This is a genomic window from Bradyrhizobium sacchari (assembly GCF_002068095.1).
GTDB classification, from domain to species: domain Bacteria; phylum Pseudomonadota; class Alphaproteobacteria; order Rhizobiales; family Xanthobacteraceae; genus Bradyrhizobium; species Bradyrhizobium sacchari.
This window is the reverse complement of record NZ_LWIG01000007.1, coordinates 936,046-962,384: the sequence shown is the minus strand read 5'-3', so window position 1 is coordinate 962,384 and position 26,339 is coordinate 936,046. Positions and strand designations below refer to the sequence as shown.

Below are 26,339 nucleotides of genomic sequence, written 5' to 3'. Positions count from 1 at the left end.
GGTCTCGACGTGTCCGTGCAGGCCCGCCTGCTCGACCTCCTGCGCAGCCTCGTCGCCGAGCTGAACCTCGCTGTCGTCATCGTCACCCACGATCTTGCGGTGGCGCGCCTCTTGTCACACCGTGTGATGGTGATGAAGGGCGGCCGCGTCATCGAGACCGGCCTCACTGACCAGGTGCTCGACGACCCCCGCGAGCCCTATACCCAGCTCCTCGTCTCCTCGATTTTGCCGCCATGAGCCTTCCAATGACCGCCATGATCGACGTCACCGATGCGAAGAAGACCTTTACGATGCACCTGCAAGGCGGCATCGAGCTGCCTGTCGTCAGCGGCGTGACCTTCAACGTCAACCCCGGCGAATGCGTCGTGCTCTCGGGGCCATCCGGCGCCGGCAAATCGTCGATCCTGAAGATGATCTTCGGCAACTACCGCTGCGACAGCGGCCGCATCGGCATCCGCCATCGCGGCGTCGTGGTCGATCTCGCCACCGCCGAGCCGCGGCAGGTCCTCAACATCCGCCGCGCCACCATCGGCTATGTCAGCCAGTTCCTGCGGGCAGTGCCGCGTGTTGCCACCATCGACGTCGTCGCCGAGCCTTTGATCGCTGGCGGCATGAGCCGCGCCGACGCACAGGCGCGCGCCGGCGAGCTGCTGCACCGCCTCAACATTCCCGAAAGGCTCTGGCAGCTCCCGCCCGCGACCTTCTCCGGCGGCGAGCAGCAGCGCGTCAACATCGCGCGCGGCTTCATCTCGGATCTGCCGATCCTGCTGCTGGACGAGCCGACCGCCTCGCTCGATGCCGCCAACCGCGCCGTGGTGGTCGAGCTGATCGCCGAGAAGAAGCGCGGGGGCGTCGCCATGGTCGCCATTGTCCATGACGACGAAATCCGTCATCTGATTGCCGACCGCATCGTCGACGTCACCAGCTTTGCCGCCGCGGCCTGAAGGACATGGAAATGAAGCCGAAGGACACAGTGATCGCCAACGCCAGGATCGTGCTGGCCGACCGGGTGATCGAGCAGGGCTGGCTCGCGCTCGCCGGCGGACGCATCGCCGAGATCGGCGATGGGACTGCGCCTGCGGGCGCAGAGGATGCCGGCGGCGATCTGATCATGCCCGGCCTGATCGAGCTCCACACCGACCATCTCGAAGCGCATTACGTGCCGCGGCCAAAGGTGTTCTGGAATCCGGTCGCCGCCGTCATCTCCTATGACGGCCAGCTCGCCACCTCGGGCATCACCACCGTGTTCGATTCGCTCCGGGTCTGGCGCGAGGACGGCGCCGAGGAGGTCGACGGCCGCGCCGGCGTGCTCGCCGCCGCGATCACCAGTGCACGCGAGGCCAGCCTGCTGCGCGCCGACCACTTCCTGCACCTGCGCTGCGAAATCCCGATGCCGAGCGTGGTCGAGGAAGCCAAGGAGCTGATCGATCGTCCCGACGTGAAGCTGATGTCGCTGATGGACCACACGCCGGGCCAGCGCCAGTTCCGCGACGAGGTCAAGCTGCGCGACTATTATCGCGGCAAGGGCGGCGGCAAGACCGACGCCGAGCTCGACGAGCTGTTCGCAAAGCGCTTCGAATATCAGAGGCTCTATGCGGCGGCCAACATGCGCGAGATCGTAGCGCTGGCGCATCAGTACCAGATTCCGCTCGCGAGCCACGACGACACCACCGAGGAGAACGTTGCGGACGCCGTGCGCGATCGCGTTTCGGTGGCGGAATTCCCGACCACGCTGGAGGCCGCGCGCGGCCTGCACCAGGCCGGCATCGACATCCTCATGGGCGCGCCCAACGTCGTGCGCGGCGGCTCTCACTCCGGCAACATCGCCGCGGTCGATCTCGCCCGCGAAGGCCTGCTCGACATCCTGTCGTCGGATTACATCCCGTCGAGCCTTCTCATGGCCGCGTTGCAACTGCCGGAACATGTGCCCGCGATCAGCCTTCCGGCTGCGGTTCGCACCGTGACGAAAGCGCCGGCCGAGGCTGTCGGCCTCACCGACCGCGGCGAGGTCGCGACCGGCAAGCGCGCCGATTTGATCCGCGTGCATGTTGCAGGCCATGTTCCGGTCGTCCGCAGCGTCTGGCGCGAAGGACACCGCGTCGCATGAGCGAGACGACGATCATGGCGCAGGATCAAACGGGCGCGATTGGGCCCGGCCGGCTCGTGCTCGTGGTCGGTCCCAGCGGCGCCGGCAAGGACACGCTCTTGCGGCAGGCGCAGGCGGCCTGCAGCGACGATCCCGACATCGTGTTCCCGCGCCGCGTCGTGACGCGTGCGTCCTCCGCCGACGAGGACAATATTGCGGTGAGCCAAGATGAATTCCGACGCGCGCGCGAGCACGGCGATTTCGCCGTGCATTGGGAGGCACACGGGCATTCCTATGCGCTGCCGCTCGAGATCAACGACGACATCCGCGCCGGCCGCGCTGTCGTCGCGAATGTCTCGCGTACGGTGATCGCAGCGCTGCGCCAGGCCTATGCCAACGTCGTGGTGGTCGCGATCACGGCGCCGCCGGACGTGCTGGCGCAGCGGCTCGCCGCACGCGCCCGGCACAGCGACGGCAACATCACCGAGCGGCTGTCGCGTAGCGTCGATAGCGCGTCGGCCAATGCCGATGTCACCATTCTCAATGCGGGCAGCGCGGAGTATCACAGCCGCCAGCTCGTGCGCGTGATCAGGAATGAAGGCTGGCACGAGTAGAGCATGATCCGGAAAAGTGTGCCGCGGTTTTTCGAAAAGATCATGCTCAAAAATAGAACCTAAAGCGGCGCAACAAGGAGAGAGTGGCATGACGGTGATCGAAACGGTCGAACAGTTAGAAGCCATCTACGGCGCCACCAACGACGCCTCGACCGTGAAAGTCGCCGACCACGTCACCCCGCTCTACCGCATCTTCATCGAGAAGGCGCCGTTTGCAGCGCTCGCCACCATCGGGCCGGAGGGCATCGACTGCTCGCCGCGCGGCGATCTGCCCGGCTTCGTCCGCATTCACGATCCCAGAACGCTGATGCTGCCGGATCGCCGTGGCAACAACCGGGTCGACTCCCTGCGCAACATCGTGCGCGACCCCCGGGTGTCGCTGATGTTCCTGATCCCAGGCTCGGGCAATGCGGTCCGGGCCAACGGCCGGGCGCATCTCTCTGTCGATCCGGAGTTGCTCGCCTCGTTCAAGGTCGAGGGCAAGGCGCCGCGCAGCGTCATGGTGATGAAGGTCGAGGAAATCTACTTCCAGTGCGCCCGCGCCATCGTCCGCGCCGATCTCTGGAACCCCGACAAACGCGTCGATCTGAAGACGCTGCCGACGCCGGGGCAGATCCTCGCCGAGATGAGCGAGAACAAGGTCGGCGGCGCGGAGTATGACCGCGGCTGGGCGGCGCGGGCCGCGGCGACGATGTGGTGATCTTTTACCCTCTCCGCTTGTGGGAGAGGGTGGCATAGGCGGCCCTTGGGCCGCCGTCCCAAGGAACGCCGATGCGTAGCATCGGCTAGGGTGACAGCGGCGAGACGGGTGAGGGGAATCCATCCTCACGAAAAGCGTCGCGCGGGATAGATACCTCATCCGGCGCTTCGCGCCACCTTCTCCCGCAAGCGGAGAAGGAAGAGGAGCCCGCCACCTTCAATTAAACGCCATCCCGCCGCTCAGCGCGACCGTCTGCCCGGTCATATAGGCATTGTCGACCAGCAGCATCACGGCTTTCGCCACTTCCTCCGCGGTGCCGAAGCGGCCGAGAGGGATGCGGCTGACGAGGCCGGCCTGTCCGCTCATCATGTCGGTCTCGATCAGCGAGGGCGCCACCGCATTGACGGTGATGCCGTCCTTCACCAGCCGCGCCGCGTAGCCTCGCGTCAGGCCCTCCATGCCGGCCTTGGACGCGTTGTAGTGCGGGCCGATCGAGCCGGCACCGCGCGCGGCGCCCGAGGAGATGTTGACGATGCGGCCCCATTTTCGCGCGCGCATCGACGGCAGCACCGCCTGCGTGCACAGGAAGACGGATTTCAGGTTGACCAGGATGGTGCGGTCGAAATCGTCCTCGGTGAGATCGTCGATGCCGCGCGTGATCGCGATGCCGGCATTGTTGACGAGAATGTCGATCGGTCCGAGCCCGGCCGTGACGCGCTCGACCATATCGGCCACAGCCTCGCGCTGCGAGACGTCGGCGGCGACGACGACGGCGCGGCCGCCCTGCTTGACGATCTCGCCTGCGAGCTGTTCGGCCTGGCCGATCTGCTCGCGGCAATTGATGGCCACGGAAGCGCCGGCCTCCGCCAGCGCACGACAGACGGCAGCGCCAATTCCGCGCGAGCCCCCGGTCACGAGCGCCGTGCGCCCCTTCAGAACATCCGCCATGCCTGGAACCTCCAAATCATCGGTCTTGTGGCTACTCGAAGCCTATCATGTCCGCCGCCCGTGCGCGTTGAACTCATCGCGAGATGAATCCGTCTGCCGGTGCTTGCGACGGGAGAAGCGCCCCAGCGCGCGCGTCGCAAATATGGATAGCCATTTCATTGACCAATCGTCCCAAACGCCAGATATTCGCAGCGTAGAGACTGCTCCTCGAGCTTGAAGCCGCGATATGAGAACCGACCATCAGCGCAATCAAAACGACATGCAGGCATGCGTGACGCGGCGCTGTTTCTCGGCGGCAACGGGCGCCTGTTGTTGTTGCTGACCATCTCTTAACAGCCCCCAACACCCGAAAATCCCGAGACAGGAACGCCGAATTTTCGGCGAACGAGCAGTCATGTCCCAGACCCAATCCAACGCCTACATCATCGAGATCCACGACCGCGCCGCCGGCATCATCACGAGAGATGAGCGTGGCTTCCGCTTCTTCTCCTCCGAGCGTCTGTTCGACAGCCTCGAAGGCCGCCAGTTCCGCTCGGCCCGCGAGGCCGAGCGCGCCGCCCGTGCCGTGTTCTCCGAGCGTAGCCGTCGCGCGAGCTCGCACCTCTTCGCCAACTGATCCCACCGAAAGGACCGCGTTATGATCACCCGACGACACGTTCTGGCAACGACGCTCCTGCTCGCGACCGCCATGGCCGCACCCGCGCGCGCCGAGGACAAACCTGCGGAAATCCGCATCGGTACGCAGAAGGGGGGCTTCTTCCCGGCAGTGCGCCAGCGCCAGACGCTCGAGAACGCCTTCAGGCCGCTGGGCATCGAGATCAAGTGGGTCGACTTCCAGTTCGGTCCGCCGCTGCTGGAAGCCATCAATGTCGGCAGTGTCGATTTCGGCTATGTCGGCGACTCCCCGCCGATCTTCGCGCAGGCCGGCAGCGCCAAGATCCGCTACGTCGCCGCAGTGAAGTCGGACGGCAACACCCAGGCGATCATCGTGCCGAAGGACTCGGCTATCAGGACGCTGGCCGATCTCAGGGGCAAGCGCGTCGCCTTCGGCAAGGGTTCGAGCGCGCACAATCTCCTGGTCGCGGCGCTCGAAAAGGCCGGGCTCTCCTGGTCCGACATCACGCCGGCGCCGCTTGCGCCTGCGGATGCGACGGCAGCCTTCGTCAAGGGTTCGGTCGATGCCTGGTCGATCTGGGATCCCTATCTCGCGCTCGCCGAGTTGAAGGAGAACGCCCGCGTCATCGCCTTCGACAAGGATGTGCACAAGCCGAACGCGTTCTACATCGCCAACACGGATTTCGTGGAGAAGTATCCTGCGCTGGTCGCGAAGCTCAACACGAGCTTCGCGTCCGAAGGCGTCTGGGCCAACGAACATCACGAGGACGTCGCCAAGGCGCAGGCGGACGCGACCGGTGTTGACATCGAGGCCGTCAGGCGCTTCGTCGATCGCTCCAACTTCCGCGTTGTGCCGCTGGATGCCGAAATTGTCACAAGCCAGCAGGCGGTCGCAGATCGTTTCGCAAAGCTCGGCCTGATCCCGAAGCCGGTCACCATCTCCGACATCGTCTGGAAATGGACGCCGGGGTCTTGAACCGGCGCCGCCGATCAACTCCGGCGGCGCGCCCTGGTGCGTGCCGCCTTCTTTGCAGCGGCGGAGCGGACCTTCGATCCCTTGGTGCGGCTCGCTTTCCGCGCGGCGGCCGAGCGGGACGCTGCGGTTCGGCGGCTTGCGGCCCGCTTGGCTTGCTTCGACAGCGCGCCGCGCGATGCCGTGGAGCGCGGCTCCTTCTTCAGGACGTTCTCGACGGCACGTGATACCTTTGGCCGGCGCTTCGGGGTGCGTTTGCCCTGGCCGACCTCGTAAGCGTATTTGGCGCTGCGGCGCGTTGCCTTCTTGGCGCGTCCCTTGCTCGGTGGCGGCAGATCGACACCGGCGCGACGCGCCTCGGACAGGCCGATGGCGATAGCCTGCTTGGTCGAGCGCGCGCCGTGCTTGCCTTTCCGGATCCTCTCGATCTCGTCCTTGACGAATTCGCCGGCCTGCGTGCTGGCCGACTTGCCCGCGCGCTTGTCCTGCTTCGCTTTGCGAATGACTTCCTGTCTTGGCATGGTCGAGTTCCCCTTCTTGAGTCAGAGGGATGTCTGACCGCAACGCTTCAGGCAGAAGATCGATCCGTTCAGTTCCTCAGCGCGGCCAGCAACTCGTCCGGGCGTTCGGCCATGATCATGTGGCCGGCGCCGGGCACCACGACAGTCTTGGCATGCGGGATCGCGGCGGCGAGCGCCTTGCCGGCCTTGGCCGGCGTCATCATGTCCCGCTCGCCGAGAATGAGCGTCGCCGGCACCTTCACGCTCGCCGCGGCAGCAAGCGCATTCGCGTAGGCATTGCAGGCCGACAGATCCCTGAACAGGACCCCCGGCTCGCAGGCCTTCAGCACGGCCTGCGCGCCGCCATGCATCCACAGGCCCGGCGCGAGACTGCCGCCGAGCTCCGCGTTAAAGCCGAGGCCCCAGATCGACACCATGTCGTTGGCATCCTGCGAGTTGGCCTCGGCAGCCTTCAGCAGATCGGGACCGACCGCCATGGTCGCGGCTGTACCGATCAGGCTCAGCGCGGAGACCTTGTCGGGATGCCGCGCGGCAGTCTCCAGCGAGATCAGCGATCCCATGGAATGGCCGATCAGATGCGCTTTCGTAGCTCCAGCCGCATCGAGCAGCGCCGCCGTCCAGTCGGCCATCTCTGCGATGGTGCCAAGCGAGGGGCCTGCCGAGCGGCCATGGCCGGGCAGATCGGGCGCGAGAACGGAAAAACCATGATGGGCAAACCATCGCGTATGCAGCGCCCAGGTCGAATGGTCGAAGCCGGCGCCGTGAATGAAGACCACGGCAGGTAGGGACTTGTCGAAGTCGCGGCCGCCGGTTGCGACAAATACCTCGGTGCCGTTGACGGAGAGCTTCATGTGTCAGGCCTTTTGCGAGATGCGCAGCGCTTGGTTGAGGTCGTCGATGATGTCGGAAGCGGTCTCGATGCCGACCGAGAGCCGCACCAGCTCCTCGCCGATGCCGGCGGCCTTGAGCTGCTCGGCGTCCATCTGCTGATGCGTGGTCGAGGCGGGGTGGATCACCAGCGTCTTGGCATCGCCGACATTGGCGAGATGGCTGATCATGCGCAGGGATTCGATGAACTTGCGGCCCGCGGGCCGGCCGCCCTTGATGCCGAAGGACACGATCGAGCCGGCACCGCGCGGCAGCAGCGTCTTGGCGAGCTGGTAGTCCGTGTGGTCCTCGAGCGAGGGATGCAGCACCCAGTCGACGGCCTTGTTGGACTTCAGCGCCTCCAGCACCAGATGCGTGTTCTGCATGTGGCGGTCCATGCGCACGCCGAGCGTCTCGACGCCCTGCAACAGCTGAAAGGCGTTGGTCGGCGACAGGCAGGCACCGAAATCGCGCAGGCCCTCGGTGCGCGCGCGCATGATGAAGGCGGCCGTGCCGAATTGTTCGTCGAAGACGATGCCGTGATAGCCGCCATAGGGGTCGGTCAGCACGCCGAATTTGCCCGATGCGCGCCAGTCGAACCGGCCGCCGTCGACGATGGCGCCGCCGATCGCGATGCCGTGGCCGCCGATCCATTTGGTCGCCGAATGCATCACGATGTCGGCCCCTAGCTCGATCGGGCGGCTGAGATAGGGCGTGGCAAAAGTGTTGTCGATCAGCAGTGGAATTTTTGCCTCATGCGCGATCGCTGCGACCTTGGGAATGTCGAGGACTTCAAGGCCGGGGTTGCCGATGGTCTCGCCGATCACGAGCTTCGTGTTCGGCTTGATCGCCGACCGGAACGCGTCGAGATCGCGCGGCTTCACAAACGTCGTGGTGATGCCGAACCGCGGCAGCGTGTGCGCCAAAAGGTTGATGGTGCCGCCATAGAGCGAGCTCGACGCCACGATATGGTCGCCGGCATTCAGCAGCGTCGCGATGGCCAGGTGCATCGCCGCCTGGCCGCTCGCGGTGCAGATCGCGCCGACGCCGCCTTCGAGCGCGGCGAGCCGTTCCTCCAGCACGCCGGTGGTCGGATTGGAAATGCGCGTATAGATGTGACCGGCACGCTCCAGGTTGAACAGCGCGGCGGCGTGGTCGGAATCCTGGAACACGTAGGACGTGGTCTGGTAGATCGGCACCGCGCGGGCGCCGGTCGTGGGATCCGGATGCTGGCCCGCATGCAGGCTCAGGGTCTCGAAGGCAGGCGGCTTTGGCGCGGGCATGCGTGGCCTCGTTGGTCGGTCGGTGATGGCGGCCGTTGTGCCACAAAACGAAGGACCAAGTCAGCCATTGACAGCGCCGCAAGGGCAGTGTGCTCCCTCTCCCTGCAAGGGGGGCGAGGCGAAGGACTGCAGTCTGAGCGCTGGTTGTGACTACCCCCCAATCGCCTGCTCGATGATCCGCGCTTCCCGCAGCAAAATCTCCGCCACCTCCTGCTCCCGCCTCGGGCCGAGCCTCGTGCGAACGGCGGAAACGGTCATCGCCGCGGCGGGCTGCCCGTCCGGAGTCTTGATCCAGGTCGAGATCGATTTCGTGCCCTGCACGAGGCCAATCTCTCTCATTCCGTATCCCAGCCGCCGCGCGGCGGTGACCTCGCCGAGCACCGTCGCGACGTCGGTCCGGTAGGCCTCGAACCGCTTCTCGTTGGCCGCGACAATTTTTCGCGCCTCCGGCGCCGCCATCGCGGCGAGGATGGCGACGCCTGCGCTGGAGACGCCGAGCGGCCGGCGCGCGCCGACCTCGATCGACAGCACCTGGATCGGATAGACGCCGATCCTGCGGTCGACGCACAGCGTGTCGTTGCCGGTGCGCACGGTCAGGAACAGCGTGTCGCCGATGGCGGCGGATGCACGTTGCAAAGAGGGATTGGCGGCCATCAGCAGCCGCGATGGCCGGGGACGCGCCAGCGCGAGCTCCGGCACCTGGTTGCCGATCGCGTAGCGGCCGGTGCGCGCGTGCCGCTCGACGATGCCTTCCTCGATCAGCACATGCACGATGCGATGCACGGTCGGGCGGGTGAGGCCAGTGGTTCGCACCACCTCGGCCAATGGCACACCATCCTCACGCCCTGCGGCAAGAATACGCAGCACAGCAAGCGCGCGCCGGATCGCCTGCGCGCCTTGCCGCGGTTCCATGGCGTTGCGGGCTATTCTGCTTCTGTCCATAATATGGACAAGAACGCCACAATTCACTCGACAGGTAAAGTGCGCATCTGGAGATTGCGCCGCGACCGGGATGCCATGCGCGACGTCAGCGGCACCCGGTTTGGAATTGGAAGCGCGGCTGGGAGGTTAACATGAGATTAATCTGGATTGCCATCGCTGCTGCGGCCGCGATGCTGGCAGGACCCGCCTCTGGTCAGCAATGGCCCGCCCGCAGCGTCAAGCTGATCGTGCCCTATCCCGCCGGCGGCAATGTCGACAGCGCCGCGCGCATCGTCGCCGACAAGCTCCAGGAAAAGCTGGGACAGCCCTTCATCATCGAGAACAAGGCCGGCGCCGGCGGCATGATCGCGGGCGAAGCCTTCGCGAAGTCGGTCCCAGACGGCTACACGCTGTTCGTCGGCGCCAACGGCCCGGTGCTGTTCGCGACCGAGATCAACAAGCGCGAGGCTTATAACTGGAAGAAGGATTTCCTTCCCATCTCGACCATCTCGATGACGCCGCTGGTGCTCGAGGTCCATCCGTCGGTCCAAGCCAACAATTTCAAGGAATTCATCGAGCTCGCCAAGCGCGAGCCCGGCAAGCTGACCATGGCCTCGCCCGGCCCCGGCACCACCAACCATCTGCTCAGCGAGCTGATGCAGTCGAACCTCGATTTGCAATGGGTCACCGCGCACTATCGCGGCAACGCGCCGGCGATCAACGACCTGCTCGGTGGCCAGGTCCAGTTCGCATTCGACCAGCTCACCGTCAGCCTGCAGCACATCAAGGCTGGCCTGTTCCGTGCGCTCGCCGTGACCAGCCCGCATCGCCTGAAGTCGCTGCCCGACGTCCCGACCTTCGCCGAGCTCGGCTACAAGGATTTTGACGGCCAGACCTTTACGGGCCTGTTCGCGCCGACGGGCACGCCCGGGCCGGTCGTGGACAAGCTGCACGAAACGCTGGTCGCGATCCTGAAAGATCCCGGCGTGATCGACAAGTTCGAAAAACTCGGCGGCGAAGCAACCGCGATGACGCCCGACGAGTTCAGAGCCTATCTCGAGCGCGAGGACGCCAAGTGGATCCCGGTCGTGCGCAAGGCCAACATCAAGGCTGACTGATCGATGCGAATCGACCCCACCGAGCTCGGCGCCGAGCGCATCTACCGCCTGATGACCGGCATCGTGGTGCCGCGCCCGATCGCGTGGGTCACGAGCCTGTCGAGCAAGGGCGTGCTCAACCTCGCTCCATTCAGCGCCTTCACTTTCGTTTCGCAGAAGCCGCCGATGCTCGCCATCAGCGTCGGCCGCAAGGGCGCAGACTACAAGGACACCGCGCACAACATCCTCGACACCGAGGAATACGTCATCCACATCGCCGATACGCCCCTGATGAAGGCGGTGCACGACAGTTCGATCGAGCATCCACCTGAGATCAGCGAGGTCGAAGAACTCGGCCTGGAGACGATCGCCAGCGAGCGCATCAAGGTGCCGCGGCTTGGCGCAGCTCCCGTCGCGATGGAGTGCCGCTTCCGGCAATGCCTCGAATTCGGCGACGCCAAGAGCCGGCTCATCGTTGGCGAGGTCGTGATGTTCCATTTGCGCGACGGCCTCGTCAACGACGGCAAGGTCGAGACCAAGGCGCTCGACCCGATCGCCCGCATCGGCGGGCCGCGCTACGCCACCCTCGGCGAGATCGTGACGCTCAATACCGTCTTCCAGACTCCCAAATCGAAAGACTGAGTGCGCGGGTCCCTCGCGGGCCAGGTCGCTTCAAGATCACCGGAGGAAATGACAATGCGACTCCTGAGCTATCTCCTGGATGGCGAGACGCGCTATGGCGCGGCCGTGGAAGGCGGCGTGGTCGATCTGACCAGGCGGATCGGCCGCGACTATTCGGACGTGAAGGCGCTGATCGCGGCGAATGCGCTCGCCGAGGCGCAGGAAGCCGTCGCCGGACAAAAGCCGGATCACGCGCTGGACAAGCTCGTCCTGCTGCCGCCGGTGGCGGCGCCGGAAAAGCTGTGGTGCATCGGCGTCAACTACGCCGAGCGCAATGCGGAATACAAAGACAATTCGGACCTGCCCAAATATCCCAGCCTGTTCGTGCGCAGCATGTCCTCGATCACCGGCTCCGGCCAGCCGCTGGAGAAGCCTAAGGTCTCCGATCAGCTCGACTATGAAGGCGAACTCGTCATCGTGATCGGGCAGGGCGGCCGTCACATCCCGCGCGAACAGGCGTGGTCGCATATCTTCGGCATGACCTTGTGCAACGAAGGCACGATCCGCGACTGGCTGCGCCACGGCAAGTTCAACGTCACGCAGGGCAAGAATTTCGACCGCTCCGGCAGCATCGGCCCGTGGATCGTCACGGCGGATGAGCTCGACCCGCGCGGACCGCACGACATCGTCACCCGCGTCAACGGCGAACTGCGGCAGCAGGACACGACCGAGCGGCTGATGTTCCCGTTCGATTTCATCATCTCTTATCTCTCCACCTTCGCCACCCTCAAGCCCGGCGACATGATCGTCACCGGCACGCCGACCGGCGCAGGCGCGCGCTTCGATCCGCCGCGCTGGCTGAAAGTCGGCGACGTCGTCGAAGTCGAGTCCAGCCGCATCGGCGTGCTGCGCAACACCGTCGCCGCGGAGCAATAGAGCATGCTGGATCATGCCACGATCGAGCGCCTGGCCGCGCGCCTTGATGAAGCCGAGCGCACCAAGACGCTGATCCCGATGTTCTCGAAGGAATATCCGGATTTCAGCATCGAGGATGCCTACGCGGTCCAGCGCACCTGGACAAAACTTCAGCTCGGCCGCGGCCGGGTCATCAAGGGCCACAAGATCGGCCTGACCTCGAAAGCGATGCAGAATGCGGTCGGCATCAACGAGCCCGATTACGGCGTGTTGTTCGCCGACATGTTCTATGCCGACGCGACGCCCATCCCGTTCGACCGCTTCCACGCGCCGCGGATCGAGGTCGAGCTCGCCTTCGTGCTGAAGGCGCCGCTGCGCGGGCCCGATTGCACCATTTTCGACGTGCTCAACGCCACCGACTACGTCACGCCCGCGCTGGAGATCCTGGAGACACGCATGCATCGCGTCGATCCCGAGACCGGCAAGACGCGCAAGGTCATGGACACCATCTCGGACAACGCCGCCAATGCCGCACTGGTGCTCGGCGGCCGGCCGATCCGTCCGATGGATGCGGATCTGCGCTGGATCGGTGCGCTCTTGTTCCGCAACGGCGAGGTCGAGGAGACCGGCCTTGCCGCCGGCGTTCTCAATCACCCCGCCAACGGCATTGCCTGGCTCGCCAACCGCCTCGCGCCGCATGACGAATATCTCGCCGCCGGCGAGGTGGTGCTGGCGGGATCGTTCACGCGTCCGGTCGACATCCGCCGCGGCGACACTTTTCATGCCGACTACGGCGCGTTCGGCTCGGTGTCGTGCCAGTTCGTCTGAACCAACAACAAGAAGGGAGCGCACCATGACCGGCCAATCGCGGCGCAAGAGCATCCACATCGGCGGCTTCAAGCACGTCAATCCGATCCCGAACGCCTGCCGCATCGGCAATCTCGTGATGTCGGGCGTCATCCTCGGCCGCGATCCCGCGACCAATGCGATGCCCGAGAGCCTCGATGCGCAATGCGCAAACATGTTCGCGCACATGAAGGCGACGGTGGAGGCGGCAGGCGGCACCACCGACGACATCATCAAGATGACGGTGTGGCTGAAGGACCGCACGCAGCGCGGTCCGGTCAATGTCGAGTGGCTGAAGATGTTTCCGGACGAGCATTCGCGCCCGGCGCGCCACGCGCTGCCGATGGACAACATGGATGGCGGCGCGCTGGTGCAGTGCGACTTCACCGCCGTGATCGACTGAAGGAGCGTATGCATGCCGACCTATCTGCCGTTCGATCCCAATCCGCGCCGCCCGGTCAAGGCGCCGCCGCCGAAGACCATCGACAGCCAGTTCCACGTGCTCGGTCCCATCGACAAATATCCGGAGCGTCCTGGCGCTGCCTACCGGATGCCGACGGCGACCTGGGAAGCGGCACTGCGCATGCACAAGACGCTCGGCATCGAGCGCGGCATCATCGTGCAGACCACCACTTATGGCGCCGATCATGCCGTCGTGCTCGACGGCCTCGCCGCGATGGGGCCGAACTATCGCGGCTGCGCCAACGCGCTGGTGTTCGCCGAAGCGAGCGACTCGTATCTTTCCAAGCTGCATGATGCCGGCGTGCGCGGCGCGCGCTTCAGCTTCCGCCAGGAGCTCGGAGCCGTGCTCTCGGATGCCGATTTCGCCCGCGCCATCGCCCGCATCCGGGAGCTCGGCTGGTACGTCAAGATCCAGCCGGAGAAGGACGGCATCGTCTCCAGCGTCGCCAAATACGAGAATCTCGACGTGCCCGTGCTGATCGACCACATGGCGCGGCCTGATCCGCAAGCCGGCAAGGCCGATCCGAACCTGCGCAAGATGCTGGAGCTGCTGGCCAAGGGCAATTTCTGGGTCATGCTGTCGCTCGGCGAGAAGACCTCGAAGGCCGGCCCGCCCTATGACGACGTCATCCCGATTGCGCGCGCCTATATCGAGGCCGCCCCCGACCGCTGCGTCTGGGCCAGCGACTGGCCGCACCCGGTCTCGGTCAAGCAGCCGCCCAACGATGCCGATTTGCTCGAGCTGATGTACCGCTACGCGCCCGACCAGGCCGAGCTGGACAAGATCCTGGTGCACAATCCGGCAAAACTGTTCGGCTTTCCGGACTAACGCATGATCCGGAAAAGTTCGGAGCGGTTTTCCGGAAGGATCATGCGCGGGCAACAATCCGTCGCGCGACCGATCAGGGTGAGATGATCCGGTCGCGCATGGCGATCATCACGGCCTGCGTGCGGGTGGTCGCGCCGAGCTTCTTGCAGCAGCTCTTGACGTGCGCCTTCACGGTGCGCGGCGCTATCGCCAGCGCGTCGGCGATGTCCTCGGTGGATCTCCCGATCGCAGCCAGTGTCAGCACCTCGCACTCGCGCAGGGACAGCGCGAGTGTCCGTGCCTCGGGCTGCCCGCGCAGTGCCAGCGCCCGGTCGAAGGCATAGAGCGCCATGAGATGGAGAGCCGGCAGATCACGCTCCGGCAGATCGATTTCGCGGCCGCCGAAGAACACCTGACCGATGCGGTTGGCGGGCGAAGCGATCGGGACCATCACGCCGTCGACCAGCCCGAAGTCGCGGGCGCGGCGGACCAGTTCGAGCGCGCGCGGTTCCCGGGCCGCATCGAATGGCGCCTCCCTGAACCATCGGAACGGACGCAGCGTCGTCTTGCAGTAGCGTAGCGCCGGATCGTCCCAGACGAACTGCTCGGCGGAGTACATATCCAGAAAGCCGTGCGGCAGCCGATGGGCGAGAACGGCCTCGCGCGGGACTTCGGTCGAGAGCGGCGCGACATAGGAGCAGCAGAACTGGTCGGCGCCGTACTGGCCGAGCATGCGCCCCATCGCGTCCAGGACACTCGCGGTGTCGGGAAGTTGTTGGACCGTCTCGATGAACTCGAATGCACGGCTGCGGATCACATCCATCGTCGATCCTGCGATCAGGCCTTGAGGGATCGGCGCTACGCTGCCCCTTCCATGTCGCGAGTTTAGGACACCATTGCCGGGCCCGCAATCTCGTGCATGTTTTCGGCCAGCGCGGCGCGCCGGTGCCTGGCTCAGCGATTGGGCGACGCCGCCAGCCGGTCGCGCACCTCGGCGGCGATCTCGAACGAGCGCAGCCGCGCGGCGTGATCGTAAATTTGCCCCGTGGTCATCAATTCGTCGGCGCCGGTCTCGGCGATCAGCGCCTTCAGCTTTTCTTCGACCACTTCAGGCGAGCCGACCGCGGAGCAGGACAGCGACTGGCCGACCATGGCCTTCTCGGCCGGCGACCACAGCGCGTCCATGTCGTCGACCGGCGGCGGCAGCGGACCGGGCGTGCCGCGGCGCAGCTTGATGAACTGCTGCTGCAGCGAGGAGAACATGCGCTGCGCCTCCGCATCGCTGTCCGCCGCGAAGACGTTGACGCCGACCATCGCATAGGGCTTGTCGAGCTGCGCCGAGGGCTCGAAGCGCGCGCGATATTCGCGCAGCGCCGGCATCATCATCTGCGGCGCGAAATGCGAGGCGAACGCGAAGGGCAGGCCGAGCATGGCCGCAAGCTGCGCGCCAAAGGTGCTCGAGCCCAGGATCCAGAGCGGCACTTTGGTCCCCATGCCGGGTACGGCACGGATCGCCTGGTCCGGCTGCACATCGCCGAGCAGCGCCTGCAATTCCAGCACGTCTTGCGGAAAATTCTCCGACGTGGTGGCAAGGTCGCGTCGCAGCGCCCGCGCCGTGAACTGGTCCGTACCCGGCGCCCGCCCGAGCCCGAGATCGATTCGCCCGGGATAGAGCGACTCCAGCGTGCCGAACTGTTCGGCAATGACCAGCGGCGAATGGTTCGGCAGCATGACCCCGCCGGACCCGACGCGGATCGTCTTCGTCCCGCCCGCGACATGCCCGATCACGACCGAGGTCGCCGCACTCGCGATGCCCGTCATGTTGTGATGTTCGGCCAGCCAGAAGCGCTTGAAGCCCCATTTCTCCGCATGCTGGGCAAGATCGAGCGAATTGCGAAACGCCTGCGCCGCGTCGCCGCCCTGGCGGATGGGAGCGAGGTCGAGCACGGAGAAGGGGATCATGCGTGAGGGTCCGGGTGGAGGGCCTATGCGTCGGGGCTCCATATGTAATGCCGTCCAGTCCAAATGTTAGCGCTGCAGTGTCGATTGGACAGGGGCGCAACGATGCCATTCGGAATTGTCGGGGGTGACCGGCGAACCGCCCAGGCAGCCTGTTTGATCCAGCGGACGTCCGCCGCAGGTTTGACTTACGTCAACATTCAAAACCTGGCTTCATTTTCACTTCCAGCATTGGTTGCTTCGATTCCTTCCTGGAGAGGTATGATGGCCGATCCGACCAAGCTCTCGGTTGAGAAAGCGCTCGAAAAGATACGTCAGCGCGACGAGCCGAAATCAAAGACTTCACGCCTTGATGAAAAAACCGACGCTCTCAACGAAGAGATAAAACGCATGAGAGCACAAAGGCTCCGCCTTGAACGACAACAGGGCAAGCGCGGCTGAATTGCGGGGATGGGTAGAGCAGCTGCGAATCGCTTCGCTCCCTCCATCCTACGCAGCCGTCTGAGTGGCCTGCCCCTCCGTTCACAACACTGTTATTGCGACCTGTTGCGCCCTTTGCCCCAACTGGGCGTTTTGCGCCTGTTGTTGTAGGTTTGCCGGAGTCACTGCCCGGTCGCCCGGAGGAACTGACATGGCCATTGTCGCACTCAACCGCCGCAACCTCCTCGCCGCGGGCGGCTCCGTCCTCGCAACCGGAATGTTGGCGGCCGGCACTTCCGGCCTCCTGCTGCCGGCCCGCGCGGACGGCCTCGCGCCGACGGAATCGATGTCGGGCGGGGCGAACAATTACCGCAAGGGCGCGGCGATCGTGGACCGGATCGGCAAGGGTGGTTTCTGGATGAGTGGCACTGTCCGCCGTGCCGGCGACGGCGCTCCGCTGGCCGGACAGCGCATCCAGATCTGGGCGCACACGGTCGAAGGTCAGGAGCATGAGCCGCAGAGCCATGGTGCCACGCTCACCGACAAGGACGGCAGGTTCCGGCTCGAGATGCCACAGATCATTCCGATCTTCGGCCAGCCGCACGGCCACCTCGCCTATGACAGCGGCGAGTTCAAGACCGTCTTCCTGCGCCCGGTGATGCGAAGCCCGAAGGACACCAGCCTCGAGGCGCACTTCGTCCTGCAGCCCACCTGACGGATCACGAATGACGGGGCGGACGTCGGCCCGGGCGATCCTGATCTGGGCTGTCCTTGCCGTTGCCGTCGGCGCGCCGATCGCCGCTGCCGCATCGAGCGAGCAGCTCGCATGGCGCGGTCCGGTCTATATCCTCGCCGGATTCGCCGGCATCGTTGCCCTCGGCCTCGTGCTCGTCCAGCCCCTGCTGGTCGGCGGCTACATGCCGGGATTCTCAGGCTATCGCGGACGGCGCGCTCATCACTGGATCGGCGGCGCGCTGGCCCTCGCGATCGTGATCCACGTCGCCGGCCTCTGGATCACCAGCCCGCCCGACATGATCGACGCCCTGACCTTCGCCTCGCCGACACCGTTCTCGCCCTTTGGCGTCATCGCCATGTGGGCCATCTTCATCGTCGCGCTGCTGGCGCTGCTGCGCCGGCGATTGGGATTGCGACCGCGAACCTGGCGCTTCCTTCACATGCCGCTCGCGATCGTCATCGTCGCAGGCAGCGTGGTCCATTGTCTGCTGATCGAGGGGACCATGGAGACGATCTCGAAGGCGGCGCTGTGCGCACTCGTCCTCGCGGCAACCGTGAAGGTCATGATCGACCTGCAGGTGTGGCGGAAGCGAAGGGCGCTCCGCGGCGAGAGCATTGCACGGCAGTGAGCCGCGCGGACCGGGTCGCACCGAGGACTTTCCCGCTTCCATCCTTTGTGCGCAGAATGGCGCGCGAAGGATCGTCATCGGGCTGGGAGGATCTCGAAATGCCAGAGCCGACAATTCACTTCGACGACGGTGCTGCCTACGAGCAGATGATGGGAGTCTGGAGCCGGTCCGCCGGCGGGATATTCCTTGATTGGCTGGCTCCTCCGGCCGGCTTGCGGTGGATCGATATCGGTTGCGGCAACGGAGCCTTCACTGAGCTCCTGGTCGAGCGATGCAGTCCGGTCGAGGTCCAGGGCATCGACCCCTCGGCAGAGCAGCTCGCTTTCGCACGCACGCGGCCTGCGGCGCGCGTCGCGGAGTTTCGCCAGGGCGACGCCATGGCGCTGCCTTTCGCCGACGGCAGCTTCGATGCGGCCGTGATGGCCCTGGTCCTGGTGTTCGTTCCGGATCCTGCCAAGGGCGTCAGCGAAATGGTGCGGGTCGTTGTCCCCGGCGGCGCGGTCGTGACCTACATGTGGGACATGCTGGGAGGCGGCTTTCCGCTCGACCCGATCTACAACGAGATGAAGGCGATGGGCATTGCGGCGACGCGCCCGCCGCGGCTGGACGCCTCCCGCATGGAAGCGCTGCAAGACCTCTGGCGAGGAGCAGGCCTCCAGGACGTGCAAACGCGCGAGATCACGGTGCAGCGGACCTTTTCGGGATTCGACGAGTTCTGGGCCATCAGTCTGAAGTCGCCTGCGATCCGGCCTGCCGTTGCCGCAATGAAGCCCGCAGACGTCGAGACGCTGATCGCGCGGGTCCGTGCGCGCCTGCCGGCGGATGCCGATGGCCGCATCACCTACAGTGCGCGCGCACACGCGATCAGAGGACGCCGACCCGGATAGCAGCGGGCAGGGTGGGCGCCAATCTGCTCTGCTTGCCGCAATTCGCGACGGGGCGTAACCTCGCGCGATGACCGTCACTGCTCCCGATCTGAAAGCGTTCCTGCTGGCGACGCCGTTCTTCGGCGGTCTGTCGGACCCCAGCCTTGACCTCCTGATTTCCATGCTGGTCGAGCGCCGTCTCGATGCCGGTGCGACCGTCGTGGCCGAAGGCGAGCCGGGACGCTCGATGTTCATCGTCAGATCCGGCCGTCTTGTGGTGAGCAAACGCACGAATTCAGGGAACGTCGTTCCGATTTCCGTGCTGCAGCGAGGGGATTTCTTCGGCGAGATGACTCTGATCGAGATGCAGAACCGCTCCGCCACGGTGGTCGCGGAGGGGCCGACCGTGCTGTACGACCTGACAGCCCAAAATCTCTACGCCTGCTACAAGGCCGACATCCACGCCTATGTGATCGTCCTGCAGAACATCAATCGCGAGCTCTGCCGACGGCTGCGCCGCTCCGACGATCGCTTCGCCGGGCAGCAGATGCGCGACGGCAATTGATCGTGCGTAGGAAGGGTGGAGCACTCGCGAAACCCATCATGTTGCCAGCGGACGAGACGCTGACGGGATTCGCTTCGCTCCGCCCGTCCTGCGAGCCAGAGCATGATCCGGAAAAGTGCGAAGTGGTTTTCCGGAAAGAGCACGCGCAAACAACAGCCTGAAGCGCGATGACAATGCATTCAAATCTCAACGCGCGTCAGACGTCACGACTTGTCGTGCACATACTTCTCCAGGAGCAGCCGGTTATATTCGTCTCTCACGGCTCTCTTCGAGACATGCCCTTTTCGGTCTTTCGCAATCCTCAGCAAATCAGGATCAGTCGGAGCCCGTGATTTCCGTCTGAATCTCGCAAGGAGTGGGGTCGTAGGCGCCGACGTCCTTCCAAACAGCCCGTCAAACCATCCCATTGTGTCCTCCCGGACAGAACGCGAGATATGAGACTATCACGACGGAGGGCAAACGGACAGTGCGACTGCAGCTTCTCGAAAAGCTCGCCAGCACATGGTCCGGGACGGGTGCAGGCCTTGAGAGAGGCGGTCAAATGTCGGTAGGGGGCCGTCTGGCGCGTCGATGGGGCCGCAACTCCTTGCTTTGCCGTCCTGCGAGATGGATTTCAGGTTGTGATGAAGGAACGCGTTGGCGACACGCTGATGCACGAGTAGTTGCGGAGCCCACCCGCTTTATCCCTGATCAAAGCTCTGATGGGTTTCGCTCTACAAAGCCTGGCTTGGCTACAGCAACGCCATCGAGTGCAGCGAGTTTCGATGAAAGCCGAAGGCAACCAAGCCGGTCAGAAGCAGTACAGTCCCAGTCACGATCAGGCAAAACGCAAACACTATCGGAGCCTCTGGTTCATCATGAATGAGCAGACGATAATAGATAAAATTTTACCGACAATCGAAAGGAAGAATTAACCTTACCTGCGCGGTCAGGACCTCGGCATCACGTCTGTGGAAGGTGTCGGCGGGCNGGGCTTGCCTCTCCATCCGCCGATCTGACCCGTCGGGCAAAACACCCAAACCCCGTCAATCCCGGCTCGGCAAAAATATACTACTTTACCGAACTTCGGATTTGCAGCATGATCCCGTCATCCCGGTCCCCGGAGAGGGGCGATCGTACGTCGTAACGAACGTGGATCGGGGTGCGGTGGACGCGGCTGCGTCGGGCACGGGAAGGCGGGACCAGGGCGAGATGAACCTCGTGAGGTCGTGCTCCGTGCGGACGGACGGCGCCAATACCTTCGCGAAGCCCCTCGGGCGAAGCGGGGTGAAGTTGCGTACGGCAAAACCATGTGGTCCTGACCGTCGTTGCTACGGTCAAGCCTTGCGGAGATGTTTTCAGGCTCAACCGGGCCTGGAGGTATCGTCAATTCGCGAGGTGACGGAGGCCAGAAGGAACTCGGCTCCGGGGAGAGCAGGCATAAGCCGTCAAACCACTGCGCAGGGAAGGCCGTGTGTTGGGCTTCACCTGTATGCCGCTGTGCAGTTTTCTGCGTGTGCTTTCGCACAGTGGACCGTGGGTGCCAGCCGGCACCCGGCCTTCCCTGCGCCCTCTTCAAAGGAGAGGGTCAAGGAAAACAGCAAAACTCGGGCGCCAGATGCCGCGAGAACGCTGATTCATGTCTGATTGAATGAAGAGAATGGTGCTGCCAGACAGGATTGAACTGTCGACCTCTCCATTACCAATGGAGTGCTCTACCACTGAGCTACGGCAGCATGTGCTGGGATCAGAATCGGCCGCCACGGGGCCTACCAAGCGGGCCGATATCTGCCACAAGCCCCCCTCCTGCGCAAGCTTGCAAGCCCCGTCAAAACGAGAAAATCGGGCCGATATCAGGGCCAAATTGCCCGTTTTCGCCCGAATCGGCCGACTTTTCCCTGATTTGGGGTCTGACGTCCCCGCCCAACTGGCCAGTTGGCCCAGGGCCGGGATTCGATCCATTTCGAGTTTCGCACGATTGGATCGACGTCGCCTCTTGAGCTGCCATGTTCGTTGGGCAAGTTATGGCCGACCGTGGCGATGGACCATTGATGACTGACAGGAACGACAACGGCGCGGGCCAGGATTCGAAACAGGGCCGGACGTCCCGGGACGACCGGCTGAAATCGGCGCTGCGCGAAAACCTGAAGCGGCGGAAGCTGCAGGCGCGCGAGCGCGCCGCAATCACTGATCCCTCGCAGAACGACGAAGGTTCCCTCAACGAGGGGACCGTCGGCAAGACCGGTGAATGAAGTCCGGCGACTAAAGGCCGGCAGTGGATTTTGGAATGAGCGGGAATGACGATGGCGCAGGACGAGGTGCAACGAACCGACCGGGAGGCGCTGATGCCGCAGTTCACACGTCCCGAGCAGACCTTCCCGACGCTGACACAAGCCGAGATCGAGCGCCTGCGCCATTTCGGCGAGCTCAGGCACTACAAGGACGGCGAGCTGCTGTTCGAGACCGGCAAGCCCGGGCCGGGCATGTTCGTGGTGCTGTCGGGCCACGTCGCCATCACCCAGCGCGACGGTCTCGGTCACGTCACCCCGGTGATCGATCAGGGGCCGGGGCAATTTCTGGCCGAACTCGGCCAGCTCTCGGGCCGGCCGGCGCTGGTGGACGGCCGCGCCGAGGGCGATGTCGAGGTGCTGCTCGTCCCGCCGGACCGGCTGCGCGCGCTGCTGGTGGCCGAAGCCGAGCTTGGCGAGCGCATCATGCGCGCGCTGATTCTGCGCCGGGTCAATCTGATCCAGGGCGGCGTCGGCGGTCCCGTGCTGATCGGGCCGTCGAACTCCGCCGGCGTGGTGCGCCTGCAGGGCTTCCTCACCCGCAACGGCCAGCCCCATCATCTGCTCGATCCCGGCAGCGAGCATGACGCCGCCGAGCTGATCGCGCGCTATTCGCCGAAGCCGGAGGATTGGCCGCTCGTCGTGACGGCCGGCGGCACGGTGCTGCGCAATCCCAGCGAGACCGAGCTCGGCCGCGCCATCGGCATGATCGGCGGGGCCAAGGACAACCGGATCTACGACGTCGCCATCGTCGGCTGCGGACCGGCGGGGCTTGCGACCGCGGTCTACGCGGCCTCCGAAGGTCTCTCGGTCGCGGTTGTCGACACCCGCGCCTTCGGCGGCCAGGCCGGCGCCAGCGCGCGCATCGAGAATTATCTGGGGTTTCCGACCGGCATCTCCGGCCAGGCACTGGCGGGCCGTGCTTTCACCCAGGCGCAGAAGTTCGGCGCCGAGATCATGATTCCCATGTCGGTGAGCTCGCTGGATTGCTCGCGCAGTGGCGGCACCTTCGCGCTGGCGCTGGATTGCGGCGACACCTTGCGCTCGCGCGCGGTGGTGGTCGCCAGCGGCGCGCGCTATCGCCGGCCTGAGATCGAAAATCTCGACAAGTTCGAGGGCCGTGGCGTCTGGTACTGGGCCTCCCCGGTCGAGGCGAAGCTCTGCGCTGGCGAGGAGGTGGCCCTCGTCGGCGCCGGCAATTCGGCCGGCCAGGCCGCCGTGTTCCTGTCGGGCCACGCCAAACGCGTGCTGATGATCATCCGCGGCGGGGGCCTCGGGGCCAGCATGTCGCGCTATCTCATCGAGCGCATCGAAGCGACGCCCAACATCGAATTGATGTTCAACACCGAGATCACCGCGCTCGAAGGCGACGAGACCTCGCTGCTGCGGCGGGTCCGCTGGAAGAGCCGGCTGTCGACCGATGAGGATGAAGCCGACATCCGCAATCTCTTCCTGTTCGTCGGCGCCGATCCCGCTACGAGCTGGCTCCAGGGCTGCGGCGTGACGCTCGATCGCGGCGGCTTCGTGGTGACAGGTGCACAGTCCGAGTTGAACCAGGGCAAGCTCGTGGCGCCGCTCGAGACCTCGGTGCCCGGCGTCTACGCCGTCGGCGACGTCCGCTCCGGCTCGGTCAAGCGCGTCGGCGGCGCCATTGGCGAGGGCGCCCAGGTCGTGGCCGCCCTGCACGGCTATCTCGGCGACGCCGCAAAACCGGCGCTTTAAAGCACGATCCGGACCCGAAGGGCCGCGCCAGCGAACAGTGTGGAGCGGTTTTCCGACGAGACCGTGCTCAAACTGTAGGTCAAGGACAAGACAAGCAAATGGCAAGCCGAATCCGGCTTGCCATCTTGCCGCGTCCCACAGACTATCGCCTCGTCGCGAAGCCAATCGCGCGTTGAAAAATCAGGGATTCCCAAGGGAGGACTCAATGGCCGAACTCGTCGTGCTCTACAAGACGCCCAAGGATGCTGCCGCCTTCGACAAGCACTATGCCGAGACCCACATTCCGCTCGCCAAGAAATTGCCCGGCCTGAAGAAATACGCAGTCAGCACGGGCGCGGTCGGCTCTCCCGCCGGCCCGTCCGGAATCCACCTCGTCGCCATCCTCACCTTCGACAGCGTGGCCGACATCCAGAAGGCTTTCGGCAGCGAAGCGGGCAAGGCGGCCGCAGGCGACGTGCCGAAATTCGCCAGCGGTGGCGCCGACCTCCTGATCTTCGACACCAAGGAAGTCTGAGGGATCGATTCAACTTTCGTTGAAAACCTGCTGTCGTTCGTGACAGCGCTGCAAAAATCTCAGTCATGCGTTTGTCGATTCGCACGATGACGCATGGCTTCGCACAGCCATGTGACGCCAATGCATGTGGCAATCCCATGAGGAGCGTAATACTACTCTCATCATCTCGATGCAGAGAGTAGGAGAGATGTCATGGTTCTCGGGTTGAGCCTGCCCGCCTTCACGTTAGTCCATGTCATCATTAGTCTGATCGGCATCATCGCGGGCCTCATTGTAATGTTCGGCCTGCTCGGCTCGAAGTCGATGCCGGGTCTCACCGCGATCTTCCTGCTGTTCACGATCCTCACCAGCGCCACCGGCTTCCTGTTTCCGTTCAAGGAGCTGCTGCCCTCGCACATCATCGGCATCATCTCGCTGGTGCTGCTCGCGATTGCCTGCTTCGCGCTCTACGGCATGAAGCTCAGCGGCGTCTGGCGTCCGGTCTACATCGTGACGGCGATGATCTCGCTCTATTTCAACGTCTTCGTGCTGGTGATCCAGTCGTTCCTGAAGGTCCCGGCGCTCGCCGCGCTCGCGCCCGCCGTGCCGCCGGCGCCGCCCTCCGGTCCCGTCTTCGCCGTGGTGCAGGGCATCGTGCTGGTGTTCTTCGTGGTGCTTACGATCGGCGCCTGGCGCCGCTACAAGCCGATGGCGTTTGCTTGAACGCTTGATTCCGTCATTCCGGGGCGATGCGCAGCATCGAACCCGGAATCTCCAGATTCCGGATTCACGCTTCGCGTGCCCCGGAATGACTCTCTCACTACAGGAGCCCCACCATGCCCACCATCACCACCAAAGACGGCGTCGAGATTTTCTACAAGGACTGGGGCTCGGGGCAGCCGGTCGTGTTCAGCCACGGCTGGCCGCTGTCGGCCGACGATTGGGACGCGCAGATGATGTACTTCGTCACGCGCGGCTATCGCGTCATCGCCCATGACCGCCGCGGCCACGGCCGCTCGGCGCAGGTCGCCGACGGTCACGACATGGATCACTACGCCGACGATCTGGCCGCGCTCACCGCGCATCTCGATCTCAAGAACGCCATCCATGTCGGCCACTCCACCGGCGGCGGCGAGGTCGTGCACTACATCGCCCGTCACGGCGAGAGCCGCGTCGCAAAGGCTGCGATCCTCTCGGCGGTGCCGCCGCTGATGGTGCAGACCGCGGCCAATCCCGGCGGCTTGCCGAAGAGCGTGTTCGACGATTTCCAGGCCCAGCTCGCCGCCGGCCGCTCGGCGTTCTATCGCGACATCGCGGCGGGCCCGTTCTACGGCTACAACCGCCCCGGCGCAAAACCATTGGAAGCGGTGATCGAGAACTGGTGGCGCCAAGGCATGATGGGTGGCGCGAAAGCGCACTACGACGGCATCGTCGCCTTTTCGCAGACCGACTTCACCGAGGACCTGAAGAAGATCAACGTCCCCGTGCTGGTGATGCACGGCGACGACGACCAGATCGTGCCTTACGCCGACTCCGCGCCGCTCTCTGCCAAGCTGCTCAAGAAAGGCATCCTGAAGACCTACAAGGGATTCCCTCACGGCATGCCGACTACGCATGCGGAGACGATCAACGCCGATCTGCTGGCGTTCTTCAGGGAGTGATGGAGCGCGATCCTTACCCTACAGGGTAGGGTGAGCGCTTTACTTCAATATCGCCCGGATCGCATCGAAGGTGCGCTTCACGAAAGCCTCCGGCTTCTCGCGCGTGCCTTCACCGATCCAGCTCTCGCCACCGACGCGCATCGCGCCGGTGGCGATCATGGCGACGAGCCGCGCCTTCGGCTGGTCCGATTTGCTTTTCGCTCTCCGGGCAAGCCCCTCGGCGAGCGCCCGCTCGAGCTTCTCATATTTGAGCTGATCGCGCGCCTGCAGCGCGGGATTGTCGCGCTTGAGTTGCGACATGGCCGCAGCTTCCGCGGGATCGATCCGCTTGATCGCCGCTGCGATCGCGTTCTCCGCCGCCGTCAGCATCGATTCGTCCGCAGGCCGTGCGAGGATCTCGGTGACCAGCGCGGCGGCGGCATCCTCCTGCCAGGCGGAGACGACGTCCTCCTTCGAAGCGAAGTAGTGGAAGAAGCTGCGGCGCGAGACATCGGCGGCGGCCGCGATGTCGTCGATGGTCGTGGCCTCGAAGCCGCGCTCCAGGAACAGCGCCATCGCCGCGCGGGTCAGCCGCTCGCGAGTCTCCTGCTGCTTGCGCTGGCGCAGGCCGGCCGCCAGCGGCGATTTTGCGACCGCTGACAATGGCTTGGCGCCCTCCCTGACCGCTTTCGAAGCCTTCAAATCATCCCGCCTCTTGCAAAGTTGCACTCAGTGCACATTTAGTCCGCGCGCGGGCCTTTATCCA

30 protein-coding genes, 1 tRNA gene and 1 pseudogene are annotated in these 26,339 nt (G+C 64.9%); 23 read left to right on the top strand and 9 right to left on the bottom strand.

Going from position 1 to position 26,339, the window contains the following annotated elements; all coding sequences use genetic code 11:
- The 5 genes and pseudogenes from phnK to A5906_RS11055 form a co-directional block, all read left to right on the top strand.
- Nucleotides 1–237: pseudogene (gene phnK / locus A5906_RS44220) on the top strand (phosphonate C-P lyase system protein PhnK); the annotation flags it as partial.
- Between the two features lie 8 nt (nt 238–245).
- Entirely contained in the window at nt 246–944 is a 699-nt protein-coding gene (gene phnL / locus A5906_RS11070; protein ID WP_080135181.1) for a phosphonate C-P lyase system protein PhnL, read from the top strand.
- A 5-nt stretch (nt 945–949) separates the two neighbouring features.
- Nucleotides 950–2,107, top strand: coding sequence for an alpha-D-ribose 1-methylphosphonate 5-triphosphate diphosphatase (locus tag A5906_RS11065; RefSeq protein WP_080135180.1), 1,158 nt, complete (start codon nt 950–952; stop codon nt 2,105–2,107).
- Entirely contained in the window at nt 2,104–2,700 is a 597-nt protein-coding gene (gene phnN, locus A5906_RS11060; RefSeq protein ID WP_080135179.1) for a phosphonate metabolism protein/1,5-bisphosphokinase (PRPP-forming) PhnN, read from the top strand. Before A5906_RS11065 ends, phnN begins: the two co-directional genes overlap by 4 nt.
- An 88-nt stretch (nt 2,701–2,788) precedes the next feature.
- On the top strand, nt 2,789–3,400 hold the full coding sequence (locus A5906_RS11055) for a pyridoxamine 5'-phosphate oxidase family protein (RefSeq protein WP_080135178.1): 612 nt from the start codon (nt 2,789–2,791) through the stop codon (nt 3,398–3,400).
- 216 nt (nt 3,401–3,616) lie between these two features.
- Here the strand turns inward: A5906_RS11055 and A5906_RS11050 are convergent, their stop codons facing one another.
- A complete protein-coding gene (locus A5906_RS11050; RefSeq protein ID WP_080135177.1) occupies nt 3,617–4,348 on the bottom strand; it encodes an SDR family NAD(P)-dependent oxidoreductase in 732 nt (243 codons plus the stop codon).
- A gap of 394 nt (nt 4,349–4,742) precedes the next feature.
- Here A5906_RS11050 and A5906_RS11045 point away from each other — a divergent pair, with 394 nt between their 5' ends.
- Both A5906_RS11045 and A5906_RS11040 read left to right on the top strand, forming a co-directional pair.
- On the top strand, nt 4,743–4,964 hold the full coding sequence (locus tag A5906_RS11045; RefSeq protein ID WP_080135176.1) for a hypothetical protein: 222 nt from the start codon (nt 4,743–4,745) through the stop codon (nt 4,962–4,964).
- Between the two features lie 21 nt (nt 4,965–4,985).
- Nucleotides 4,986–5,939 carry an aliphatic sulfonate ABC transporter substrate-binding protein gene (locus A5906_RS11040; protein WP_080135175.1) on the top strand — a complete coding sequence of 318 codons (954 nt, stop codon included), beginning with the start codon at nt 4,986–4,988 and terminating at the stop codon, nt 5,937–5,939.
- Between the two features lie 14 nt (nt 5,940–5,953).
- Here A5906_RS11040 and A5906_RS11035 read toward each other — a convergent pair whose 3' ends face one another.
- From A5906_RS11035 to A5906_RS11020, 4 genes are all read right to left on the bottom strand, one after another.
- Nucleotides 5,954–6,457 carry a DUF6496 domain-containing protein gene (locus A5906_RS11035; RefSeq protein WP_080135174.1) on the bottom strand — a complete coding sequence of 168 codons (504 nt, stop codon included), beginning with the start codon at nt 6,455–6,457 and terminating at the stop codon, nt 5,954–5,956.
- Between the two features lie 68 nt (nt 6,458–6,525).
- Nucleotides 6,526–7,308 (bottom strand): alpha/beta fold hydrolase, encoded by a 783-nt coding sequence (locus A5906_RS11030; RefSeq protein ID WP_080135173.1) that lies wholly within the window; start codon nt 7,306–7,308, stop codon nt 6,526–6,528.
- A 3-nt stretch (nt 7,309–7,311) separates the two neighbouring features.
- The gene (locus A5906_RS11025; RefSeq protein ID WP_080135172.1) at nt 7,312–8,607 is read right to left on the bottom strand and encodes an O-acetylhomoserine aminocarboxypropyltransferase; all 1,296 of its coding nucleotides are present in this window, start codon (nt 8,605–8,607) and stop codon (nt 7,312–7,314) included.
- A gap of 150 nt (nt 8,608–8,757) precedes the next feature.
- Nucleotides 8,758–9,549 carry an IclR family transcriptional regulator gene (locus A5906_RS11020; RefSeq protein WP_080135171.1) on the bottom strand — a complete coding sequence of 264 codons (792 nt, stop codon included), beginning with the start codon at nt 9,547–9,549 and terminating at the stop codon, nt 8,758–8,760.
- Between the two features lie 131 nt (nt 9,550–9,680).
- Here A5906_RS11020 and A5906_RS11015 point away from each other — a divergent pair, with 131 nt between their 5' ends.
- From A5906_RS11015 to A5906_RS10990, 6 genes are read left to right on the top strand one after another with little or no spacing between them, the layout of a single operon-like run.
- Nucleotides 9,681–10,646: a Bug family tripartite tricarboxylate transporter substrate binding protein gene (locus A5906_RS11015; protein ID WP_080135170.1), complete on the top strand. Its 966-nt coding sequence runs from the start codon at nt 9,681–9,683 to the stop codon at nt 10,644–10,646.
- Nucleotides 10,647–10,649: 3 nt separating this feature from the next.
- Entirely contained in the window at nt 10,650–11,267 is a 618-nt protein-coding gene (locus tag A5906_RS11010) for a flavin reductase family protein (RefSeq protein WP_080135169.1), read from the top strand.
- Between the two features lie 54 nt (nt 11,268–11,321).
- Nucleotides 11,322–12,182 (top strand): fumarylacetoacetate hydrolase family protein, encoded by an 861-nt coding sequence (locus tag A5906_RS11005; RefSeq protein ID WP_080135168.1) that lies wholly within the window; start codon nt 11,322–11,324, stop codon nt 12,180–12,182.
- Nucleotides 12,183–12,185: 3 nt separating this feature from the next.
- A complete protein-coding gene (gene hpaH, locus A5906_RS11000; RefSeq protein ID WP_080135167.1) occupies nt 12,186–12,989 on the top strand; it encodes a 2-oxo-hept-4-ene-1,7-dioate hydratase in 804 nt (267 codons plus the stop codon).
- A gap of 25 nt (nt 12,990–13,014) precedes the next feature.
- Nucleotides 13,015–13,410: a RidA family protein gene (locus A5906_RS10995; protein ID WP_063693448.1), complete on the top strand. Its 396-nt coding sequence runs from the start codon at nt 13,015–13,017 to the stop codon at nt 13,408–13,410.
- A gap of 12 nt (nt 13,411–13,422) precedes the next feature.
- A complete protein-coding gene (locus tag A5906_RS10990; RefSeq protein WP_080135166.1) occupies nt 13,423–14,298 on the top strand; it encodes an amidohydrolase family protein in 876 nt (291 codons plus the stop codon).
- Between the two features lie 73 nt (nt 14,299–14,371).
- Here A5906_RS10990 and A5906_RS10985 read toward each other — a convergent pair whose 3' ends face one another.
- Both A5906_RS10985 and A5906_RS10980 read right to left on the bottom strand, forming a co-directional pair.
- Nucleotides 14,372–15,100: a helix-turn-helix transcriptional regulator gene (locus tag A5906_RS10985; protein ID WP_080135165.1), complete on the bottom strand. Its 729-nt coding sequence runs from the start codon at nt 15,098–15,100 to the stop codon at nt 14,372–14,374.
- 131 nt (nt 15,101–15,231) lie between these two features.
- The gene (locus tag A5906_RS10980; RefSeq protein ID WP_080135164.1) at nt 15,232–16,239 is read right to left on the bottom strand and encodes an LLM class flavin-dependent oxidoreductase; all 1,008 of its coding nucleotides are present in this window, start codon (nt 16,237–16,239) and stop codon (nt 15,232–15,234) included.
- A 261-nt stretch (nt 16,240–16,500) separates the two neighbouring features.
- On the opposite strand from A5906_RS10980, the gene A5906_RS44215 reads away from it, so the two are divergent.
- The 5 genes from A5906_RS44215 (at nt 16,501) to A5906_RS10955 (ending at nt 19,451) form a co-directional block, all read left to right on the top strand.
- Nucleotides 16,501–16,677, top strand: coding sequence for a hypothetical protein (locus A5906_RS44215; RefSeq protein ID WP_186465150.1), 177 nt, complete (start codon nt 16,501–16,503; stop codon nt 16,675–16,677).
- A 190-nt stretch (nt 16,678–16,867) separates the two neighbouring features.
- Nucleotides 16,868–17,371, top strand: a complete 504-nt coding sequence (locus A5906_RS10970) for a peptidase associated/transthyretin-like domain-containing protein (RefSeq protein ID WP_080135162.1) — start codon at nt 16,868–16,870, stop codon at nt 17,369–17,371.
- A 10-nt stretch (nt 17,372–17,381) separates the two neighbouring features.
- Nucleotides 17,382–18,020 (top strand): ferric reductase-like transmembrane domain-containing protein, encoded by a 639-nt coding sequence (locus A5906_RS10965; protein WP_080135161.1) that lies wholly within the window; start codon nt 17,382–17,384, stop codon nt 18,018–18,020.
- A gap of 98 nt (nt 18,021–18,118) precedes the next feature.
- Nucleotides 18,119–18,907 carry a class I SAM-dependent methyltransferase gene (locus tag A5906_RS10960; RefSeq protein ID WP_080135274.1) on the top strand — a complete coding sequence of 263 codons (789 nt, stop codon included), beginning with the start codon at nt 18,119–18,121 and terminating at the stop codon, nt 18,905–18,907.
- A 67-nt stretch (nt 18,908–18,974) separates the two neighbouring features.
- Nucleotides 18,975–19,451, top strand: coding sequence for a cyclic nucleotide-binding domain-containing protein (locus A5906_RS10955; protein ID WP_080135160.1), 477 nt, complete (start codon nt 18,975–18,977; stop codon nt 19,449–19,451).
- A 1,640-nt stretch (nt 19,452–21,091) separates the two neighbouring features.
- Here the strand turns inward: A5906_RS10955 and A5906_RS10950 are convergent.
- A tRNA-Thr gene (locus tag A5906_RS10950) sits at nt 21,092–21,166 on the bottom strand.
- Between the two features lie 315 nt (nt 21,167–21,481).
- On the opposite strand from A5906_RS10950, the gene A5906_RS10945 reads away from it, so the two are divergent.
- From A5906_RS10945 to A5906_RS10925, 5 genes are all read left to right on the top strand, one after another.
- A complete protein-coding gene (locus A5906_RS10945; RefSeq protein ID WP_080135273.1) occupies nt 21,482–21,682 on the top strand; it encodes a hypothetical protein in 201 nt (66 codons plus the stop codon).
- Nucleotides 21,683–21,733: 51 nt separating this feature from the next.
- A complete protein-coding gene (locus tag A5906_RS10940; RefSeq protein ID WP_080135272.1) occupies nt 21,734–23,440 on the top strand; it encodes an FAD-dependent oxidoreductase in 1,707 nt (568 codons plus the stop codon).
- Between the two features lie 205 nt (nt 23,441–23,645).
- Nucleotides 23,646–23,954: an EthD family reductase gene (locus A5906_RS10935; protein ID WP_080135159.1), complete on the top strand. Its 309-nt coding sequence runs from the start codon at nt 23,646–23,648 to the stop codon at nt 23,952–23,954.
- Nucleotides 23,955–24,146: 192 nt separating this feature from the next.
- Nucleotides 24,147–24,656, top strand: coding sequence for a hypothetical protein (locus tag A5906_RS10930; RefSeq protein WP_080135158.1), 510 nt, complete (start codon nt 24,147–24,149; stop codon nt 24,654–24,656).
- Between the two features lie 113 nt (nt 24,657–24,769).
- Nucleotides 24,770–25,594 carry an alpha/beta fold hydrolase gene (locus A5906_RS10925; protein WP_080135157.1) on the top strand — a complete coding sequence of 275 codons (825 nt, stop codon included), beginning with the start codon at nt 24,770–24,772 and terminating at the stop codon, nt 25,592–25,594.
- 39 nt (nt 25,595–25,633) lie between these two features.
- Here A5906_RS10925 and A5906_RS10920 read toward each other — a convergent pair whose 3' ends face one another.
- Nucleotides 25,634–26,275, bottom strand: coding sequence for a TetR/AcrR family transcriptional regulator (locus A5906_RS10920; protein WP_080135156.1), 642 nt, complete (start codon nt 26,273–26,275; stop codon nt 25,634–25,636).
- Nucleotides 26,276–26,339 lie beyond the last annotated feature (64 nt).